This window comes from Croceibacterium xixiisoli (assembly GCF_009827305.1).
GTDB lineage: Bacteria > Pseudomonadota > Alphaproteobacteria > Sphingomonadales > Sphingomonadaceae > Croceibacterium_C > Croceibacterium_C xixiisoli.
Map to the genome: position 1 here is coordinate 524,066 of NZ_WTYJ01000001.1, position 20,043 is coordinate 544,108.

The window sequence follows — 20,043 nt, forward strand, 5'->3', positions numbered from 1 at the left end:
TCAGCAGCAAGTGAGTTCAGCAATGAGCGGCTCGCAAAGTTCGGGGCGGCCCTGACAGCAATCCTTCGCAAGGAAGAGCATCAGGCTTTTCAACGCGCTGATGTTCGCCCGCTGGATTTGCTGACGTCCACGCTTTTCCGAGAGGACAAGCCCGGCCTTCGCGAGCACAGCCAAGTGGGTCGAGAATGTGCTTTGGGTCAGCCCTGACGCCTCAACCAGTTGTCCGGTCGACAGGCCGTCAGGTTCGTGGCGAACAAGAAGGCGAAAGGCATCAAGCCGTGTGGGGTGCGCCAGCGCACCTAGAATTTCGAGAGAGACATCGGTTTCCATACATCGGAATTATCCGATGGGATTGGCGCGGTCAAGATGCATCGGAATTTTCCGATAAATTCCCGAACGCCGTTTATCCTGGGGCAAAGCGTTCTCACGAAGGGCAGGTTTCGGCTAAGACTGCCATCCATGGCCGCGATAATGAATGACTTAACTTGGTCGCAAGCCGACGCCGAGAATGCGGCCAGAAGGGCAGCTATCGCCTCTTGGCTGACCAAAGGCCGTCAGGGCAGGAATCCACCCTTTGCAGACGTAACAGGGTTGTCGGCTTACGCCGAAAACCAGACAACGGAACTTGTCTCTCCCGCCTTGGGAGCCCCTATTCCGCCAGATCGACCGGCTTGGCCGGGCGCTTGCGACGCAGCTGGCCGATCAGATCCTTGTCGATCGCGCCGGAAAACCACGCCACCGCCAGGAACAGCAGCCCGCCGGAGATCACCAGCACGGCCAGCGAACCGGCCCGTTCCAGGAAATTGCCGGTGTAATAATCGCCCATCAGCGGGGTCAGATACCACAGCAGCACGCTCATCGCGGCGGTCGCCAGCACCTGCCGCAACACTCGCCCGCCGAGCTTGGCCGTGGCATGGTACCAGCCGCGCCGGTGCAGGATGATATAGAGCGTCAGCACATTCAACGTGGAGGTGAAGGCGGTTGCGCCTGCCAGCCCGACGATGCCGAAACGCGGCACGACGATGAAATTGATGCCGATGTTCATAGCCAGCACGCCCACCGCGATCCACACCGGGGTGCGCGTATCCTCGCGGCTGAAGAATGCCGGCTGGAACACCTTGACCAGCACATAGGATGGCAGGCCGATTACCAGGGCGATCACGATATTGGCCATCACCGCGCCATCGGCATCGGTCATCCGCCCGCCCACGAAGAAGGCGGAAACGAAGGCCGGGGCGCAGATCGCCAGCGCGGCGGCAGCCGGCAGCGTCAGCAGCAGCGCCATTTCCACCGCATTGGTCTGCAGCCTCTGCGCTTCCTTCAGATCGCCGCCATGGATCTGGCGCGCCAGCATCGGCAGGATCGCGGTGCCCAGCGCAATGCCCACGATACCCAGCGGCATCTGGTTCAGCCGGTCGGCATATTTGAGCAGCGTAAGCGAACCCTGTTCCAGGCTGGTGGCGAAGAATGTGTCGACGAACTGGCTGATCTGGTAAACGCCCGCGCCGAATGTGGCGGGCAGGATCAGCATGCCCAGCCGGCGTACCTCGGGCGTGAAATGCGGGCGGGTGATTTTCAGCTGCACCCCGGCCCGGCGCGTGGCCCAGGCCATATAGATCAGCTGGGCGACACCGGCCACGGGCACGGCAATCGCCTGCGTCCAGGCCACGGCCACGTCGCTGCCGCCATTCTGCTGCTGGACATAGCCGGTGATGATCCCTGCGATCAGCACGATGTTCAGCAGCACGGGCACGAAGGCGCCGGGCGCGAATTTGGAATGGGCGTTCATCAGGCCGGACAGCATCGCCACCAGGCTGACCAGCGCCAGATAGGGGAAGGTTATCTGGCTCAGCACGACGGCCAGCTCATATTTGCCCGGCACATCGCGATATTCGCTCGCCAGCAGCCAGACGATGCCGGGCATGGCGATCATCGCGATCGCGGAAAAGCCCAGCAGCACCCAGATGAACACCGCCAGCACATCGCTGGCGAAACGGTCGGCCGCATCCTCGCCCTCGCTGGCCAGATGCCGCGTGTACATCGGCACGAAGGCCACCGAAAACGCGCCTTCGGCAAACAGCCGGCGAAACGTGTTGGGCAGGATGAAGGCCAGCTGGAACGCGTCGGCCGCCATTCCGGCGCCCAGCACGCGTGCCAGCAGGATATCACGAACGAAGCCGAAGACGCGGCTGACAGCTGTCAGCCCGCCGATCGTGCCTACATTGCGAACGAGGCTCACGGCCTGACGCTCATCGGGCTAAGGCCCTGTTGGCCGGTCTGCGACCTGATCAGTTCACAGCAGCCGGGTTTTCGCCCGCCTGCTCGCTCTGCGCCTGCAGCTGCTGCATGTAGAGGCCGGCGAAATCGATCGGATCCAGCATCAGCGGCGCAAAACCGGCATCGCGCACGGCATCGGCCACGATGCGGCGTGCGAAGGGGAACAGGATGCGCGGCGCTTCGGCGAAGCTGAAGGCGTGCTTCTGTTCTTCGGGCATGTTGCGCATGCCGACCAGGCCGCAATAGGCCAGCTCGACGATATAGAGCGTGCCCTGCTCGACCCGGGCGGTGGCGGAAATCTTCAGTTCCACCTCGGTCACTTCTTCATTCAGCGGGCGGGCGCCAATGTTGAACTGCACGTCCAGCTCGGGCTGCGCATTCCACTGGAAGCTTTCGGGTGCCTTGGGATTCTCGACCGACAGATCCTTCACATACTGCTGCAGCAGTCCCGCGACGGGCTGGGTGTCGGCGCCGTTGCCGGCATGACCATTGTCGAGATTGGTGAGGACGTTGCCTTCGTCGGCCATGGTGGGTGTCTTCCGCCTTGATGTGAAAGGCGGGACGCGCCCGCCTCGAAGAATGGCTCGGGCGACTAGCACCGGCGCGGTCGGGCCGCAATGTCTGGCTAAAAATCCCTGCGCGTCGGGGATCGGAAGTGTCGGATTGCTGTTGTTCATTTGAAATTCGCCCCCATTTCGGGCAGAATTGGTTTTTAACCGTCGGCATCTGCTGGCGAAACGATAATCGGGACAGTTCTTGTGATCTTGGAAATCGTCATCCTGGCCATGATCGCGGCCTTCCTTGGCCTCCGGCTCTATTCGGTGCTCGGCCGCCGTGCGGAGCATGAGGAAGAGCCGGTACCGACCCGGTTCGATCGGCCGGATGCCGCCCCCATGCCGCGTCCCAAGGCGACCACGCCGGAAACGCCGCGGCCGGATCGCGAACTGATCGGCTTTTCGCCGGCCATCGAACGCGGGCTGCAGGCGATCAGCGCCGCCGATCGCCGTTTCGATCTCATGGGCTTTCTGGAAGGGGCCCGGGGCGCCTATGGCATGATCCTGGAAGCCTTCTGGCGCGGCGATCGCGAAGAACTGCGCTCGCTGTGCGACGATGATGTCTATGCCGGCTTCGCCGCCGCCATCGACGCGCGCGAAGCTGCCGGTGAAAAGCTGGAAAACCGCCTGATCCGGATCGAGGACATTACGGTCCATTCGGCGGAACTGGTCGGCCGCACGGCCCGCATCGCGGTGCGCTTCGTGGCCGATATCGCCGCCGTCACCTATGATCGCGATGGCCACATGATCGCCGGCTCGCTCGACGATGCCGTCGAAACCCGCGACGTCTGGACCTTCTCGCGCAATGTCGATGCTGCGGGGCCGGACTGGCTGCTCGACGAAACCGACGAAGGTTGATCCGCTTCATGCCGGTGGGGGGCAGGCAAGCAAGGCTGCAGACAATCCGCGCGCTGTGCGTCGCGGCAGGTCTTGCCGCGATTGCCGCCTGCGCCTCGGTCGTTCCGTCCGCCAATCGTCCGGAAACACCCTCCGCCCCACCCCCCAGCGGGGCCACCGCTTTGCTGATGGGCGTGCGTGAAGGGCCCTCGGTCGCCAGCCTGCGCCTGACGGAAGATGATGCCGGCTCCGCGCTGGCTTCCTTCGTGGAAAGCTGTCCGAAACTGCTCCGCCGAACGGACGCCAGCGGCCTGACCCAGAAAGAAGACTGGCAGCTCGTGTGCAGTGAAGCGGCCAACTGGCCCTATCACGACGCGCGCCGCTTCTTCGCCGAACGATTCGAAACCGTCCGCGTGGGCGATGGGCGCGGCTTTGCCACCGGCTATTACGAACCGGAAATTTCCGGCGTCCGCACCCGGCAGCCGGGCTTCAACGTGCCGGTCTATCGCATGCCGGATGATCTGGTCCGCGCCAGGCCGCAGGATCTGCCTGAAAGCGAACGCGGCGACCGCATGCCGCTCGGCCGCTATGATCGCAGCGGCAAGTTCGTCCCCTATTACACCCGCAAGGAAATCGAAGAGGGCGCGCTGGCCAACAAGGGGCTGGAAATCGCCTGGGCCGCCGACACGGTCGAATTCTTCTTCCTGCAGATCCAGGGCTCCGGCCGCCTGATCACCCCCGATGGGCAGGTGATCCGGATCGGCTATGCCGGCCAGAACGGGCGCGGCTACACCGGCATCGGCGGCGTCATGCGCGAACAGGGTCTGCTCGGCGATGGTCCGGGGCAATATCCCGGATCGATGCAGGGCATCATGGCCTATCTGCGCGAACACCCTTTCGAAGGGCGCGAACTCATGCGGATGAACGAAAGCTGGGTGTTCTTCCGTGAACTGACCGGTGACGGGCCGCTTGGCGCGCTCGAAGTGCCGGTGCGCCCGCAAAGCTCGGTCGCGGCCGATCCCGCCTATGTGCCGCTCGGCGCGCCGATCTTCCTGTCGACCGACCGCAGCGAAGCCAATGGCCTGTGGATCGCGCAGGATACCGGCGGCGCGATCAAGGGTGCCAACCGCTTTGACACCTTCTGGGGTGCCGGCGAACAGGCGCGCACCACGGCCGGGGGGATGAGCGCGCGGGGCGATGCCCTGCTGCTGCTGCCGCGCGGAACGCTCGAACGCCTGCGCCGGCGATGAAAACCCCGCGCGGGCTCAGCGCGGAGGAGGCGGAGCTGTGGGCCCGCCTGGCCCGCACGGTCACCCCGCTCAAGCATCGCGCACTCGCGCGCGCCCCGGCCAAGCCCGTCCTGCCGCCGGCCCCGCTGGTCTTCGATCCGCCGGCGGCCCCGGCCAAGAAGCTGCGTGGACGCGTGCCGCCCGCCCGGGTCGCACCCGTGGTCGCGCCACCTCCCGCACCCGCTCCGGGCCTGGATTCGCATTGGGAACGCCGGCTGGACAAGGCGACGATGGATCCCGATTTCACGCTGGATCTGCATGGCCACACGCTCGACCAGGCGCATCGCCGGCTCGACATGGGGCTGATGCAGGCCAAGGCGATGGGCGCCCGGCTGGTGTTGCTGATCACCGGCAAATCCCGCCCGGTCGAAGCCGCCGATCGCGGCGAACGGCGCGGCGCCATCCGCGCCAAGGTGATCGACTGGCTCGCCGCCGGCCCGCATGGCAGCGATATCGTCGCCGTCCGCAAGGCGCACCGCCGCCATGGCGGCGAAGGCGCGCTCTATCTGGTGCTCAAGCGGCGGCGCTGATGCTCACCGAGGCCGAGATCGATGCGCGGCTACCGGTTTGGACCGCCTTGTCCGATCTGTTCCTCGACACCGAATTGTCGGATGCGGCTTATCGCCAGATCGCATCGGTGCTGCGCGGTTCCGGCTTCACGCCGGACGAATTGCGCGGCATTCTGGAGCAGGAGGTCGCCCCGGCCTTTGCTGCCAATCTGTTCTCGCCGGCGGGCGATTGGGCCGGCTGGACGCCGGATTCGGTGCGCGAGGTGGTGACCGCTTCGCTCGATCGCGGTGCCCTGTGTTCGCTGTCCGCGCGGATCAGCCGGCGGCTGTTACGCGACCATTTGCGGACGGAATGGTTGCGGATTTCGCCATTGCTGGAACAGGCTTCGGGGGCTGAGCCACGAAGCTGACTACGCCAGTTCAATGGGGATTGTGGGCGTTTCCACGGCGATCTCGCGAAACACATCCAGATAGTTTCGTGTGCCGACCCGTTTGGTCAGCCGCGCCAGTTCGCCCGAATGCGCGAAGATCAGACGGACTTCGCCGGGCCAGCCCGGTCCGCCGTGAAGGGCGTCCCAGAAGGCATCCAGATTGCGTCCGAACAGGCTCGCCTCTTGCGGCTCGGTTGCATCGACATAGCGCTGCCAGAAGTCATCGGTGCTCGTCACCCCGGCGCAATCGATGACCACACTGCGCATGTGGTTACAGCCCCAATTCGCTCAATCCCGGATGATCGGCCGGGCGCACGCCCTGGGGCCAGTGGAACAGCCGGTCCGCCTCCCCGATCGGCAGATCATTGATCGATGCGATCCGCCGCGCCATCAGCCCGGCCTCGTCGAATTCCCAGTTCTCGTTTCCGTAAGACCGGTACCACTGGCCGCTGTCATCGCGCCATTCATAGGCGAAGCGGGCGGCGATGCGGTTATCGTGAAACGCCCACACCTCCTTGATCAGGCGATACTCCAGTTCGCGCAGCCATTTCTGCCGCAGGAACTCGGCGATCTGCACGCGCCCGGTAATGAACTCGCTGCGGTTCCGCCACACGCTGCCCTCGGTATAGGCCAGCGCCACCTTGTCGGGGTCGCGCCCGTTCCAGGCATCTTCCGCCATGCGCGCCTTCTGGGCGGCGGTTTCGGCGGTGAAGGGCGGCAGCGGGGGGCGGGACATAGGGCATCCTGTCAGCGGGAATGGGATCGCCAGACTGGCGCAGCCGGCCGCCATGCTCAACCCCTCAGATGACAGCAGGGGCGGCAGCCTTCCGGCAACCGCCCCTGCCAATACCACGCGCTTCTTCGGATCAGGCCGCCTGAGCCACCTCATCCACCGCTTCGTTGCGGATCAGGTAATCGAAGGCGGACAGTGCAGCCTTCGATCCTTCGCCCATGGCGATGATGATCTGCTTGAACGGCACGGTGGTGCAATCCCCGGCGGCGAAGATGCCCGGCAGGCTGGTCGCCGCATGGGTGTCGATCACGATCTCGCCGAACTTGGACAATTCGATACCGCTGTCCTTCAGCCATTCGGTGTTGGGCACCAGCCCGATCTGGACGAACACGCCTTCCAGATCGACGCGGTGTTCCGCGCCGGTTTCGCGATTCTTGTACACCAGGCCGTTCACCCGCTCGCCATCGCCAGTCACCTCGGTGCTCTGCGCCGACAGCAGGATGTCGACATTGCTCATGCTGCGCAGCTTGTCCTGCAGCACCTGATCGGCGCGCAGCTTGCTGTCGAATTCGACCAGCGTCACATGGCCGACGATATTGGCCAGGTCGATCGCCGCTTCCACGCCGCTGTTGCCGCCGCCGATCACCGCCACGCGCTTGCCCTTGAACAGCGGGCCATCGCAATGCGGGCAATAGGCGACACCGCGGTTGCGGTATTCGAATTCGCCCGGCACGCCCAGATTGCGCCAGCGGGCCCCGGTCGACAGGATCAGCGTGCGCGCCTTCAGGCTCGCCCCGTTTTCGAACTGCACCTCATGCAGTCCGCCGGGTCGTGCCGCCGGGATCAGCTTGGTCGCGGTCTGCAGGTTCATCACATCGATGGCATATTCACCCACATGCGCTTCCAACTGCGCGGCCAGCTTGGGCCCTTCGGTATAGGGCACGGAAATGAAGTTCTCGATCCCCACCGTGTCCAGCACCTGCCCGCCGAACCGTTCGGCCGCGATGCCCGTGGAAAAGCCCTTGCGCGCGGTATAGATCGACGCGGCCGCACCGGCCGGGCCGCCGCCCACCACCAGCACTTCGAACGGCTTCTTGTCGGCCAGCTTGGCCGCAGCGCGGGCGCCGGCATTGCCGTCCAGCTTGGACAGGATTTCTTCCACGCCCATCTTGCCGCTGGCGAACATCTCGCCGTTCAGGAAGGTGGCCGGCACCGCCATCACATTGCGCCGGTCCACCTCTTCCTGGAACGTGCCGCCTTCGATCAGCGTGGCGTGAATGCGCGGATTGTTCAGCGCCATCAGCGTCAACGCCTGCACCACGTCGGGGCAGTTGTGGCATGACAGGGAGAAATACATCTCGAACTCGTAATCGCCTTCCAGCCCGGCGATCTGGTCGATCACCTCCTGCTCCACCTTGGGCGGGTGGCCACCGGCCCACAGCAGGGCCAGCACCAGGCTGGTGAATTCATGGCCCATCGGCAGGCCGGCGAAACGGACCCATTTGCCTGCGTCGGATGCGCGGCGGATCACGAAGCTGGGCTTGCGTTCATGGGTGCCGTCGAAGCTGGCCGAAACCTTGTCGCTCAGCGCGGCGATTTCCTCGATCAGTTCGCGGGTCTGGGCGGATTTGGCATCGTCGCCCAGCGAGGCGACGAGCTCGATCGGCTCGCGCAGCATGGCGAGATATTGGGAGAGCTGTTGCGTCATCGTGGCGTCGAGCATGTGAAATTCCCTGAAAAACGATGAAATGGGTTCGGACGATAAATGCACCGGACATAAAAATGGCCCGGGGCTTTGGAGAAAGCCCCGGGCCACACGGCCCGCTCAATGCGGCGGGCGCGAAATGCGGAGCTTAGATCTTGCCGACGAGGTCGAGCGAGGGAGCAAGCGTTTCACCGCCTTCTTCCCATGCGGCCGGGCAGACTTCACCCGGATGCGAACGGACATACTGGGCGGCCTTGATCTTGCGGACCAGTTCCACAGCATTGCGGCCGACGCCTTCGGAGGTGATTTCGACCAGCTGGATCACGCCATCGGGATCGACCACGAAGGTGGCGCGATCGGCCAGGCCGGAATCTTCACGCAGCACGCCGAAGTTCTTGGACAGGGTGTGCAGCTGGTCGCCCAGGAAGGCGTAATCGATCTTGCCGATCTTGTCGGACGTGTCGTGCCAGGCCTTGTGGCTGAAATGGGTGTCGGTCGAAACGCCGAACACTTCGACGCCCAGGCCCTGCAGCGTTGCATACTGCTTGCCCAGATCTTCCAGTTCGGTCGGGCAGACGAAGGTGAAGTCTGCCGGGTAGAAGAAGAACACGGCCCACTTGCCGGCCAGATCGCCTTCGGTGACGTCGAAGAAGTCCTTGCCCTTCTGGAAGGCGGTTGCCTTGAACGGCTTGATGGTGCTGCCGATAATACCCATGCGGAAAAATCCCTCTCGAGGTTGGTTGAAACTGACGAGAAGGGAGATAGGCGGCGCCGGCCCGATGTGCCAGCGAGGAGTCTCGATTTGTTTGATAGAATAAATCAATCAAATCGGATTGATCGAAATCAACGATCAGATGTTGCATTTCAATGACGAACCGAGCCTGCGCCGATTTCAGGCAAAAAGCGCGGGCCCGGCGCGTTCATGCGCAGGCAGCGCGCGCTCCTGCGCAGGCAGCGCGTCAGCCGATCTGCCCGCGATGCAGCAATTTGTGGTCCGCCAGCACCAGCGCCATCATCGCCTCGACCACCGGCGTACCGCGAATGCCGACGCAGGGATCATGCCGTCCCTTGGTCGCCAGCTGCGTCGCGGTGCCCTCGCGGGTGATGGTTTCCTGCGGGATCAGGATCGAACTCGTCGGCTTGAACCCTACACGCACCACCACCGGCTGCCCCGTGGCAATCCCCCCGGCGATGCCGCCGGCATGGTTGGCGGTGAATTCCGGCTTGCCGTCCGCGCCGGGCCGCATGGGGTCGGCATTGTCTTCCCCGCGCAGCCGGGCGGCGGCAAATCCGTCCCCGATTTCAACGGCCTTGACCGCATTGATGCCCATCATCGCGGCCGCCAGATCGGCGTCCAGCTTGCCATAGAGCGGGGCGCCCCAACCGGCGGGCACGCCCGTGGCAATGCATTCCACCACCGCGCCCAGGCTCGATCCATCCAGCCGCGCCTTGTCGACCAGCTCGGCCCAGCGTTCGGCTGCGGCGGCATCGGGGCAGAAAAACGGATTGGCGCGGATTTGCGCCGCGTCGAAATTGGCCGGATCGATCGCATCCCCGCCGATTTCCGTCACATAGGCCAGAATGGTGACCTCGGGGATCACCAGCCGCGCCACCGCGCCCGCCGCCACCCGCGCCGCCGTCTCCCGCGCACTGCTCCGCCCACCACCGCGATAATCGCGGAAGCCATATTTGGCGTCATAGGCGTAATCGGCATGGCCGGGCCGGTAAGCCAGCGCCACATCGGAATAGTCCTTCGACCGCTGATCGGTGTTCTCGATCATCAGGCTGATCGGCGTGCCGGTGGTCTTCCCTTCGAACACGCCGGACAGGATCTTGACCTCATCGGCCTCGCGCCGCTGGGTGGTGAACTTGCTCGTCCCCGGCTTGCGCGCATCCAGAAACGGCTGGATCGCCGCCTCGTCCAGCTCCAGCCCCGGCGGGCACCCATCGACCACGGCGCCCAGCGCCGGCCCATGGCTTTCGCCCCAGGTGGTGAAACGGAAAACGCGGCCGAATGTGTTGACGCTCATGCCCGGTGCCTTGGCGCAATTGGGCATCGCTGTCCATCATCGGCGCGGTCTGGCTGGCGATAGTGGCTGGCCAAACCCGCCGCGCTGCGGCAGGAACAGAACATGATCGCGAAGCTCAAAGGCCTGCTTGACGAAACCGGTGTCGACTGGGCGATAATCGACGTCCAGGGCGTCGGCTATCTGGTCCATTGTTCGTCCAGAACCCTCACTGCCTTGGGTAATGTGGGGGAAGCCTGCACCGTGTTTACCGATCTGCAGGTCAGCGAAAACGACATGCGCCTGCTCGGTTTTGCCGAAGCGGCAGAGCGGGACTGGTTCCGCCTGCTGACGTTGGTGCAGGGTGTGGGCAGCAAGGTGGCGCTGGCGATTCTGTCCGTGCTGACCCCCGGCGAATTGCGCAATGCCTGCGCTGCGCAGGATGCCGCCACCGTGGCCCGCGCCAATGGCGTCGGACCCAAGCTGGCCGGGCGGATCGTCAATGAATTGAAGGATCGGGCCGGCGCCATGCCCGGTGGCGGCGGGGCGGGCTTTGCCGCCGTGGCCGTGTCCCAGGCCGGCTCGGCCAGCGCCGATGCTGTCTCGGCCCTGCAAAATCTCGGCTTCAAACCGGCCATCGCCGCCGCTGCTGTGGCGCAGGCCCAAGCCGATCTGGGGGAGGATGCCGGGCTGAACGATCTGGTGCGCATCGCGCTGAAGAAGGCAACCGGGTGAACTGATGCAAGACATGAATTTCGCCGGGGGGTGAAGTTTCGCGGGGGCCAAACGGAGAGAGTTCTTGGCTGATAATCAGGATTTTACCGCACGCATGCTGGCCGCTTTTCCGGCCAGCAATCCGGCGCCGGAACCGCTGGCGCGCTTCTTCGCCTGGCAGCAGGCGCAGGGGCTCACGCGCCCGTCGCAGCGCGGCAATGGCGAATATGGCCTGATCGTCGAAGGGCAGGAACGGACCAGCCTGATCACGGTCGAACCCGAACGCGATTTCATGAAATACTGGACCGGCAATGACGATCCGGCGCTGGCCGACCGGGTGGTGGTGTTCTTCCGTATTGGCGGGGATGGCAGCCATGCCGGGCTGTGGATGGATGATGCGGGGCAGCAGCATATCGTTGCGCTGGGGTCGGGGTCAGGCTCCACCCTGTCGGGTATCATGGCCAGCGATCCGGTCGATTTCCTGCGCCTGCTGGCGATCGGTTACGAGGAATTGTGCTGGCCGGAAGCCTATGATCAGAGCCCGGCAGAAATTTTTGCCGATGAGTATCTGGCCGATGCCGATGATCCGGGCTTCGAACAGGAAGATTTCCCCGATCCCGAACCGGAACAGCTGCGCGCTTTCCTGGCGGACAGGTTCGGCGTGACCGTGCCGGAAACGGCGGCAGAGATCATCACCACGCCGATCGCGGAAATGGATGTCGATGACAGCGACGATCCGTTCTGGCGCTGGGTGGATTCCGTGCGCAAATGATCCCTGCCCACCTGCCATGTCACCCTGCCCTTGTTTCGGCAGGGTCTTTACCGGTAGCGGGGAAGGCGTGAGCTCCAACCCCGATCTGTCCCCGCAACGGCAACCCGAAGATGTCGATGCCGCGCTGCGCCCCAAATCGCTCGACGAATTCGTCGGCCAGGCCGCCGCGCGCGAGAACATGCGCGTCTTCATCGAAGCCGCGCGGGGGCGGGGCGAAGCGATGGATCATGTGCTGTTCTACGGGCCGCCGGGGCTGGGCAAGACCACGCTGGCGCAGATCGTGGCCAAGGAACTGGGCGTGGGCTTCCGCGCCACCAGTGGGCCGGTGATCGCCCGCGCCGGCGATCTGGCCGCGCTGCTGACCAATCTCGAACCGCATGACGTGCTGTTCATCGATGAAATCCACCGTCTCAATCCCGTGGTGGAAGAGGTGCTCTATCCCGCGATGGAAGACCGCGCGCTGGATATCATCATTGGGGAGGGCCCCTCGGCGCGCAGCGTGCGGATCGATCTGCCGCCCTTCACCCTGGTCGGCGCAACGACACGACAGGGGCTGCTGACGACGCCACTGCGCGATCGCTTCGGCATTCCCGTGCGGCTGATCTTCTATACGGAGGCGGAACTGACGCTGGTGGTGCGGCGCGCGGCGGGCCTGCTGGGCATGGCGATCGATGAAAGCGGGGCGCGGGAAATTGCCCGCCGTTCACGCGGCACCCCGCGTGTGGCCGGGCGCCTGCTGCGCCGGGTGCGCGATTTCGCCCATGTCGCAGGCGCACCCCGGGTGACGGCAGAAATCGCCGACGCCTCGCTGACCCGGCTGGAGGTCGATTCGCTTGGACTCGACGCGATGGACCGGCGCTATTTGACGATGATTGCCGATATTTATCAGGGTGGCCCAGTCGGCGTCGAAACGCTCGCCGCCGGCCTCGCCGAGCCACGCGATACGGTGGAAGAGGTCGTGGAGCCCTATCTGATCCAGCTGGGTCTGATCGCGCGCACCGCTCGCGGCCGTTGCCTCAATGCGGGGGGGTGGAAACATCTGGGACTCGCACCGCCGGCCGGAGGGCAGGGTGGCCTGTTCGACGGTACGGAGGGGTGATTTGGAGGTGATCGGGGACGATTTGCCTTGGTGAATCACCCGGCAATGGTTCCATAGTGGGACAGGACCCTTCCGTTAGGGCGCTGTTAACGATATTTCTGCGTTTCAGCAGACCAAATCATGCGGAAGTCGATTGCCGTAACGTCTCATTCGCGTGTTCTGTGACAATAACGGAAAGCACCACGCTCATCTGATCGGCAGCGTGCCCGCCAACACGAAGAGAGATTGCCCATGTCGGTACGTATGGCCCTTGCAAAATTGTCCGCGATTGCCGCCGGCGGGGCGATCGTCGGGGGCGGCGCGGTCCATGTGGCCGAACCGCAGTCGGTCCAGGTCGATTACAAGTCGGTGAAAGAAGTGAAGCGCACCCCGGTGCGAGCCACGCCTGCGCCCACCCCGCGCCGCGCCGAACGCGTCGTGCGGACGGAACCGCGCGAAGTGCGCCGCATCCGCCGCGTGATCGACTGCGTACCGCCGATGCAGCTGGGCGATTGCGGCGAAGGCCCTGATGGTGCGGCACAGTGCTGCATCGCCGAACAGCAGATGGCCATGCTGCCCCTGCCGCTTCCCCCCATGCCCCAGGCTCCGGTCGGTGGCGGCGGTGGCGGTCAGCCTATCATCGTGGGCGGATCGGGCGGCTTCGGTGGTTTCGGGGGCGGCTTTGTCGGCGGCTTCTTCGGTGGTGGCGGCGGTGGCGGCAATGCCAGCGTGGACATTTCCACCACCACGACCACCTCTGGCGGTAACACCCCGGATATCGACATCGATATCGGCATCACCAGCACCACCGGTGCCGTGACGACCAGCACCGGCAGCGTCAGCACCAGCAGCGGGAGTGTCAGCACCAGCACGGGCAGCGTAAGCACCTCGACCGGGGCAGTCACCACCACGACCACCACTTCGTCGGGCAATGTGAGCACGAGCACGTCGACATCCTCGTCCACGTCTTCGTCGACTTCGACATCCACCTCGACCTCGTCATCCACCAGCACCTCAACGTCGACCTCGACCTCCACCACGTCGGGTACGAAGCCGGGAACGACGACCACCAGCACCACCAGCAATGGCGGAACCCCGGTTCCGGCCCCGCCGATGTTGCTGCTGTTCGGTGCTGGTGCCGTCGCCGTCTTCGCACGCCGCCGCATCCAGGGCGGCAAGCCGCAGCTTGCCTGACGGGGCTTTTCGCCTTCGATCGTTTCTGACGGCATGAAAAAGCCGGCCGCTCCTGAGGGAACGGCCGGCTTTTTCATGCAAACCTTGCCATCAGCCCCGCCGTGGCGGGGCAGTGCGGATCAGGCGGCCAGCTTGCGCAGCACATACTGCAGGATGCCGCCATTGCGGTAATATTCCATCTCATTGGCGGTATCGATCCGGCACTTGGCGATGAAGGTGAAACCGGTGCCATCCGGGCGGCTTACCAGCACCGGTACATCCTGCCCCGGCGTCAGATTGGCCAGGCCGGTGATGGTGAAGCTGTCGTTGCCCGTCAGCCCCAGCGTATCGCGCGTGTCACCCTCGTGGAACTGCAGCGGCAGCACGCCCATGCCGACCAGATTGGACCGGTGGATGCGTTCGAAGCTTTCGACGATGACCATCCGCACGCCCAGCAGATTGGTGCCCTTGGCGGCCCAGTCGCGGCTGGAACCCGTGCCATATTCCTTGCCGCCGATCACCACCAGCGGGGTGCCATCGGCCTTGTGCTTCATGGCCGCATCGTAAATGGCCATGGTTTCCCCGTTGTAGGCGGTCATGCCGCCTTCCACGCCGGGCACCATTTCGTTGCGAATACGGATATTGGCGAAGGTGCCGCGCATCATGACTTCATGATTGCCGCGCCGTGACCCATAGGAATTGAAGTCCGCCTTCGATACCTGGTTTTCCAGCAGATAGATGCCGGCCGGGCTGTCTGCCTTGATCGAACCGGCCGGGCTGATGTGATCGGTGGTCACCGAATCGCCCAGGATCGCCAGCGGCATGGCCTCGATGATGTCGAGCACCGGGGCCGGCGTCATGGTCAGTCCTTCGAAATAGGGCGGGTTGGCCACATAGGTGCTGCCCGGGCGCCACTGATAGGTGTCGGATCCGGTCACATCGATCGCCTGCCAGTGTTCGTCACCCTTGTAGACATCGGCATAGCGCGCCTGGAACATTTCCCGGTCGATGCAGCCGTTCATCAACTCGGTGACTTCCTGATTGCTGGGCCAGATGTCGCGCAGGAACACATCGGCCCCGTCATTGTCCTGACCGATCGGTGTGGTGGTGAAATCCTCGGTCACCGTACCTTTCAGCGCATAGGCCACCACCAGCGGCGGACTGGCCAGGAAATTGGCCCGCACATCGGGGCTGACGCGCCCTTCGAAGTTGCGGTTACCCGACAGCACGCTGGCGGCAATAATGTCATTGCTGTTGATCGCCTGGCTGATCGGCGGCGCCAGCGGGCCGGAATTGCCGATGCAGGTGGTGCACCCATAGCCGACCAGATCGAACCCGACCGCGTCGAGATGTTCCTGCAGCCCGGCTTTTTCGAGATAGTCGGTCACCACCTGCGATCCGGGGGCCAGGCTGGTCTTGACCCAGGGCTTGGGCTTCAGCCCGCGCTCATGCGCCTTCTTGGCCACCAGCCCGGCGGCCACCAGCACGCTGGGGTTGGATGTATTGGTGCAGCTGGTAATGGCGGCAATCACCACGTCGCCATCGCCGATATCATGGCCTTCGCCATCGACGGGCACGCGGCGCGGTTCGGCCTTGCCATACAGCTTGTGCAACTCGTCATTGAACAGATCGTCGACCTCGGTCAGCACCACCTTGTCCTGCGGGCGCTTGGGCCCGGCGAGAGAGGGCACGACGGTGCCGACATCGAGTTCCAGCGTCTTGGTGAAAATCGGTTCGTGATCAGGGGTGAACCACATGCCCTGTTCGCGTGAATAGGCTTCCACCAGCGCGATCTGGTTTTCGTCGCGGCCGGTCAGGCGCAGATAATCCAGCGTCTTGTGGTCGATCCCGAAGAATCCGCAGGTGGCACCATATTCGGGCGCCATATTGGCGATGGTCGCACGGTCGGCCAGGCTCAGGGTCGAAACGCCCGGGCCATAGAATTCCACGAACCGGCCGACCACGCCCACCGCGCGCAGCATCTGGACGCAGGTCAGCACCAGATCGGTCGCGGTCACGCCTTCGGCCAGCGTGCCCGTCAGCTTGAAGCCGACCACTTCGGGGATCAGCATCGAAACCGGCTGCCCCAGCATCGCCGCCTCGGCCTCGATCCCGCCCACGCCCCAGCCCAGCACGCCCAGGCCGTTGATCATGGTGGTGTGGCTGTCGGTGCCGACGCAGGTATCGGGATAGGCGACCAATTCGCCGTTCTGGTCCATGCTCGACCAGACACCCGCGCCAATATGCTCCAGGTTCACCTGGTGGCAGATGCCGGTGCCCGGGGGCACGGCCTTGAAATTGTCGAGGCTCTTGGCACCCCATTTCAGGAAGTCGTACCGCTCCGCATTGCGGGCGTATTCCAGTTCCATGTTCTTTTCGAACGCCTTAGGGTGGCCGAACTCGTCCACCATCACCGAATGGTCGATCACCAGATGCACGGGAACCAGCGGGTTGATCTTGCTGGTGTCGCCGCCCAGCTTGGCAATGGCATCGCGCATGGCGGCCAGATCGACGACGCAGGGCACGCCGGTGAAATCCTGCATCAGCACGCGCGCGGGGCGATACTGGATTTCCTCCCCGGTATCAGGGTTCTTCTGCCAATCGGCCAGTGCCTGGATATCGGCCTGCGATACAGTGAAGCCACCGTCTTCGAAGCGCAGCAGATTTTCCAGCAGTACTTTCATCGAAAACGGCAGGCGGCTGATGTCACCGATTTTCTGCGCGGCCTTCTTGAGCGAATAATAGGCGTAGGTCTTGCCACCTACCTCCAGGTTGCTCCGCGTTCCGAGCGTATCTTGGCCGGCTTGCGTCATCTTGGCTGGGTCCTTTCTGTCCGCGTCAGGCTCTCTTCGCAGGTGCAATAAAGTGCCCGTTTACCGGGGAAGTGTGGTCTCCGTGCCGCAAGATCAAGGGCAAGTTCGCCCGGAGCGGAAGTTATGAAGTTTTAGTCTTGCGAATGCCTAGCGATAGTCTAGTGGCCCGATCCGCCCGTTGGCGGGCGCAGGGACAAAGCCATGTCGCAGTCGTTTGAAAAATCACAAAAGTTCAATTCCATGAATGCCGGCGTCATCGCGGCGGCCATGGCCGTGGTGTTGTGCTTTGTGACGGCGATCTTTTTGTCGCGCTGACGCTGTTCTGGCGCGCAAGTCTGGTCGGATCGGCTCTCGCGCGATAGCTATGCGATCATGAACGGGCAGCACAGATGTTAGGCGGCGGCGAACCCCGGCGTGAACCCTTGCGGGTCGGCGTGATGGCCGTGGCGTTGGTGGTTGCAGCCTTCACCGGCGCGGCCCTGGGGATGGCGTGGCAGAAATTCGACGCTGGCGATTCCGCTGCACAAAACCAGGCCGCATCCGCCCAGGCAACACCAGCCGGTCAGAACTGATCCGCGTCAGGGCGCGGTTGTCTTGCGCCGGGTGGTGATCCAGCATCCCAGCACGATCAGCCCGGCTCCGGTCACCAGCGGCCAGGTCAGCGGTTCGGCAAAGGCGATCCAGCCCACCAGGGCGGCCCACAGAAATGCGCTGTATTCCAGCGGTACCAGCGCCTGCGCCTCTGCACGGCCATAGGCCCAGGACAGCAGCATGGCGGCCAGCACCGACAGCAGCGCCGCCATGGCGATGGCCTGCCACACCGCGCCTGCCGGCCAGATGGCCAGCCACGGCGCCAGCGGCAACAGCACGGCTCCGACCACCAGATTCTGAAACGCGGCCACTTCAAAGGGGTGCGCCAGCAGCGCCTGTTGCCGCTGCAGGATCAGGTTCCAGGCATAGAGCAGGGCAGACAGCAGCAGGGCAGCGATACCCCAGGCCTGATCCGTACCCGCATCCGACGTGGTGATCCGGCCGCCGGCAATGATCATCACGCCGATCAGCCCGATCAGCGATGCCCCGATCGCCTGCAAATCAATCCGTTCCCCCAGCAGCACAGCCGCCAGACAGAGCGCCAGCAAGGGGGCGGACAGGCCAAGGGCAATCGCTTCGGCCAGCGGCAAGCGCGCAACGCCCCAGAAGAAGGTGAAGGCCATCCCTGCCATCACCATGCCGCGCAGCAGATGGATTTTCAGAACTTTGGCAGGTGGCCGGCGCGCACCATGCAGCAGCCAGGCCCCGCCAGCCAAAACAATGCCGAACCCGCTGCGCCAAAGCAGCGCGCTATAGGCGCCGACCGCCAGCGTCGCGAATTTGGCGAAGCCGTCCATCGTCGAAAACAGGCCCACGCCCAACAGGGCGGCAAGGAAGGGCAGCAGGGCACGCTTGTCAGCCATGGGCGCGCCCTAGGCCGATTCTCGCCGCGATGGAAACTGCCGTCGCGGTGACCATTCAGGCGGCAATTTTCGCCCATGCAACAATTCGCCACAAAGCACGGATTTGCGCCGGAACCAGACCGGAACTGCGCCGTTGCGGGACGTAAATATCACAGCAACTTACCCGATTCATGCACGAGCAAGGCCGTTGGCTTGATAGCGTGTCATGAAACAGGCAAAATCCGCGCAGACGACGCGAATATGCGGCATTTCAAATATTCAGCATCGCAACAGCATGCGCAGCGAACAGGGCGACGTACGATGAAGCTTTCAATTCGGAATTCCTGGCCGGTGATCCTGGCCGCGCTTGCCGCGCCGATCGCCGCGCAGGATCTCCGTTCCGAGCGGGTGCTCGAAGATGATGCGGTGGAGGCGGTTTCCTCCCCTGTCAGCGAGGCATTCAGCGATCTGGCCGTGACGCAGCCCACCTATCCCGCCGTCATGCAATGGAATGTGGACAGTGCCCGGGCGCTTTTGCGCTATGCGGAGGGGATCGGCGCAGAAGGGCTGATTCCGGCGGACTATCAGGTCACGCAGCTGCGCAGTGCCATTGATGCTGGCGAGGGGGCGCAGCTGGACGAACAGGCCAGCCGTACTTTCACCTGGCTGGTGGAAGATCTGCGCGATGGGCGCACGCCCATGTCCGCCCGCCGGCAATGGTTCGTGGTCGATCCCGATGCGGATCTGCTGCCCACCGGCCGGCTGATGCAGGATGCGCTGACCAGCGACGATGTGGCCGCCACCCTGTCCGGCCTCAACCCGACCCACCCTGATTACGCTGCCCTGCGTGAAGCGCTGGCCAGCGCTGGCAATGATACCCGCCGCAAGAATGCGATTCGCGCCAATATGGATCGCTGGCGCTGGCTCGCGCGCGATCTGGGCGGGCAGTATCTGATCACCAATGTGCCCGAATATCAGCTGCGCCTGACGGTCAATGACCAGATCATCCGCACCTATCGCACGGTCGTCGGCAAGCCGGGCCGCACGGCCACGCCGCAGCTGGCGGAAACCGTGTCGGGCGTGGTGTTCAACCCGACCTGGACCGTGCCGCAATCGATCGTGAAGGGGGAAGGGCTGGGCGCGCGCGTGCTCAACAATCCCACCTGGGCGCGCAACAACGGCTACCGCGCCACGCGCGGCGCCAATGGCTATGTCAGCGTCGTGCAGCAGCCGGGCCCGGGCAATTCGCTGGGCATGATGAAGCTCGACATGCCAAACCCGCATGCGATCTTCCTGCATGACACGCCCTCGCGTCATCTGTTCAACAATGATAATCGTGCGCTCAGCCATGGCTGCATCCGCACCGAACGCGCGCTGGAACTGGCGATGACAATCGCCATCCTGGGCCAGGGCGCGACCCGCGAAGAAGCGGTCGATATCTCCCGCTCGGGCAAATACACCCGCGTGCCGGTGGTCAAGACGATGCCCGTCTACATCACCTATTTCACGATGGGCCGTGACATCGACGGCAATCTGCGCAGCTTCAACGACATCTATGGTCGTGATGCGCCGGTGCTCGCCAGCTTCAACGCCGCCCGCGTGGGCAACCGCGCCCGTGTCACCAGTGAAGAAGCGGTCGAGATCGTCGACGATCTGCAGACCACCTGATGTTCCTGCAGCCGGCCGGATCGTTCCGGCCGGCTGTTGCAGGCTCAGCTA

Annotated in this window: 20 protein-coding genes; 10 read left to right on the forward strand and 10 right to left on the reverse strand. The window is 64.2% G+C overall.

The features are described 5' to 3' along the window. The 3 genes from GRI97_RS02545 to secB form a co-directional block, all read right to left on the reverse strand. Window positions 1-330 (reverse strand): ArsR/SmtB family transcription factor, encoded by a 330-nt coding sequence (locus GRI97_RS02545; RefSeq protein ID WP_161389551.1) that lies wholly within the window; start codon window positions 328-330, stop codon window positions 1-3. Between the two features lie 319 nt (window positions 331-649). Then, window positions 650-2,239 carry a murein biosynthesis integral membrane protein MurJ gene (gene murJ / locus GRI97_RS02550; RefSeq protein WP_161389552.1) on the reverse strand — a complete coding sequence of 530 codons (1,590 nt, stop codon included), beginning with the start codon at window positions 2,237-2,239 and terminating at the stop codon, window positions 650-652. A gap of 49 nt (window positions 2,240-2,288) precedes the next feature. Then, window positions 2,289-2,804: a protein-export chaperone SecB gene (gene secB, locus GRI97_RS02555; RefSeq protein WP_161389553.1), complete on the reverse strand. Its 516-nt coding sequence runs from the start codon at window positions 2,802-2,804 to the stop codon at window positions 2,289-2,291. Window positions 2,805-3,035: 231 nt separating this feature from the next. Between secB and GRI97_RS02560 the strand changes: the two genes are divergently transcribed. Genes GRI97_RS02560 through GRI97_RS02575 form a run of 4 tightly spaced genes read left to right on the forward strand, consistent with a single transcriptional unit; the run spans window position 3,036 to window position 5,876 of the window. Continuing rightward, window positions 3,036-3,689, forward strand: coding sequence for a Tim44/TimA family putative adaptor protein (locus tag GRI97_RS02560; RefSeq protein ID WP_161389554.1), 654 nt, complete (start codon window positions 3,036-3,038; stop codon window positions 3,687-3,689). Between the two features lie 8 nt (window positions 3,690-3,697). Continuing rightward, entirely contained in the window at window positions 3,698-4,918 is a 1,221-nt protein-coding gene (gene mltA / locus GRI97_RS02565) for a murein transglycosylase A (RefSeq protein ID WP_161390787.1), read from the forward strand. Further along, window positions 4,915-5,487 carry a Smr/MutS family protein gene (locus GRI97_RS02570; protein WP_161389555.1) on the forward strand — a complete coding sequence of 191 codons (573 nt, stop codon included), beginning with the start codon at window positions 4,915-4,917 and terminating at the stop codon, window positions 5,485-5,487. Before mltA ends, GRI97_RS02570 begins: the two co-directional genes overlap by 4 nt. Continuing rightward, window positions 5,487-5,876, forward strand: coding sequence for a DUF7079 family protein (locus tag GRI97_RS02575; protein WP_161389556.1), 390 nt, complete (start codon window positions 5,487-5,489; stop codon window positions 5,874-5,876). The genes GRI97_RS02570 and GRI97_RS02575 overlap by 1 nt, the downstream gene beginning before the upstream one ends. On the opposite strand, the gene GRI97_RS02580 is transcribed toward GRI97_RS02575, so the two are convergent. The 5 genes from GRI97_RS02580 to aroC all read right to left on the reverse strand — a co-directional run bounded on the left by GRI97_RS02580 (window position 5,877) and on the right by aroC (window position 10,365). Further along, window positions 5,877-6,164: a barstar family protein gene (locus GRI97_RS02580; protein ID WP_161389557.1), complete on the reverse strand. Its 288-nt coding sequence runs from the start codon at window positions 6,162-6,164 to the stop codon at window positions 5,877-5,879. 4 nt (window positions 6,165-6,168) lie between these two features. Continuing rightward, window positions 6,169-6,633 carry a nuclear transport factor 2 family protein gene (locus GRI97_RS02585; RefSeq protein ID WP_161389558.1) on the reverse strand — a complete coding sequence of 155 codons (465 nt, stop codon included), beginning with the start codon at window positions 6,631-6,633 and terminating at the stop codon, window positions 6,169-6,171. A 130-nt stretch (window positions 6,634-6,763) separates the two neighbouring features. Beyond that, window positions 6,764-8,353, reverse strand: a complete 1,590-nt coding sequence (ahpF, locus tag GRI97_RS02590) for an alkyl hydroperoxide reductase subunit F (RefSeq protein ID WP_161389559.1) — start codon at window positions 8,351-8,353, stop codon at window positions 6,764-6,766. Window positions 8,354-8,483: 130 nt separating this feature from the next. Beyond that, window positions 8,484-9,050 (reverse strand): alkyl hydroperoxide reductase subunit C, encoded by a 567-nt coding sequence (gene ahpC, locus GRI97_RS02595; protein ID WP_161389560.1) that lies wholly within the window; start codon window positions 9,048-9,050, stop codon window positions 8,484-8,486. Between the two features lie 244 nt (window positions 9,051-9,294). Further along, window positions 9,295-10,365, reverse strand: a complete 1,071-nt coding sequence (gene aroC / locus GRI97_RS02600; RefSeq protein ID WP_161389561.1) for a chorismate synthase — start codon at window positions 10,363-10,365, stop codon at window positions 9,295-9,297. A gap of 102 nt (window positions 10,366-10,467) precedes the next feature. On the opposite strand from aroC, the gene ruvA reads away from it, so the two are divergent. The 4 genes from ruvA (at window position 10,468) to GRI97_RS02620 (ending at window position 14,099) form a co-directional block, all read left to right on the forward strand. Then, complete coding sequence (ruvA, locus tag GRI97_RS02605; RefSeq protein ID WP_161389562.1) at window positions 10,468-11,076, forward strand: Holliday junction branch migration protein RuvA; 609 nt, start codon at window positions 10,468-10,470, stop codon at window positions 11,074-11,076. 64 nt (window positions 11,077-11,140) lie between these two features. Further along, the gene (locus GRI97_RS02610; RefSeq protein WP_161389563.1) at window positions 11,141-11,827 is read left to right on the forward strand and encodes a hypothetical protein; all 687 of its coding nucleotides are present in this window, start codon (window positions 11,141-11,143) and stop codon (window positions 11,825-11,827) included. A 67-nt stretch (window positions 11,828-11,894) separates the two neighbouring features. Further along, on the forward strand, window positions 11,895-12,926 hold the full coding sequence (ruvB, locus tag GRI97_RS02615) for a Holliday junction branch migration DNA helicase RuvB (RefSeq protein WP_161389564.1): 1,032 nt from the start codon (window positions 11,895-11,897) through the stop codon (window positions 12,924-12,926). Between the two features lie 243 nt (window positions 12,927-13,169). Beyond that, a complete protein-coding gene (locus GRI97_RS02620; RefSeq protein ID WP_235917584.1) occupies window positions 13,170-14,099 on the forward strand; it encodes a PEP-CTERM sorting domain-containing protein in 930 nt (309 codons plus the stop codon). Between the two features lie 119 nt (window positions 14,100-14,218). Here GRI97_RS02620 and acnA read toward each other — a convergent pair whose 3' ends face one another. Next, complete coding sequence (gene acnA, locus GRI97_RS02625) at window positions 14,219-16,891, reverse strand: aconitate hydratase AcnA (protein WP_161389566.1); 2,673 nt, start codon at window positions 16,889-16,891, stop codon at window positions 14,219-14,221. Between the two features lie 389 nt (window positions 16,892-17,280). On the opposite strand from acnA, the gene GRI97_RS02630 reads away from it, so the two are divergent. Further along, on the forward strand, window positions 17,281-17,463 hold the full coding sequence (locus GRI97_RS02630; protein WP_161389567.1) for a hypothetical protein: 183 nt from the start codon (window positions 17,281-17,283) through the stop codon (window positions 17,461-17,463). 6 nt (window positions 17,464-17,469) lie between these two features. On the opposite strand, the gene GRI97_RS02635 is transcribed toward GRI97_RS02630, so the two are convergent. After that, on the reverse strand, window positions 17,470-18,345 hold the full coding sequence (locus GRI97_RS02635) for a DMT family transporter (RefSeq protein ID WP_161389568.1): 876 nt from the start codon (window positions 18,343-18,345) through the stop codon (window positions 17,470-17,472). Window positions 18,346-18,645: 300 nt separating this feature from the next. On the opposite strand from GRI97_RS02635, the gene GRI97_RS02640 reads away from it, so the two are divergent. Beyond that, on the forward strand, window positions 18,646-19,992 hold the full coding sequence (locus GRI97_RS02640) for a L,D-transpeptidase family protein (RefSeq protein ID WP_161389569.1): 1,347 nt from the start codon (window positions 18,646-18,648) through the stop codon (window positions 19,990-19,992). Window positions 19,993-20,043 lie beyond the last annotated feature (51 nt).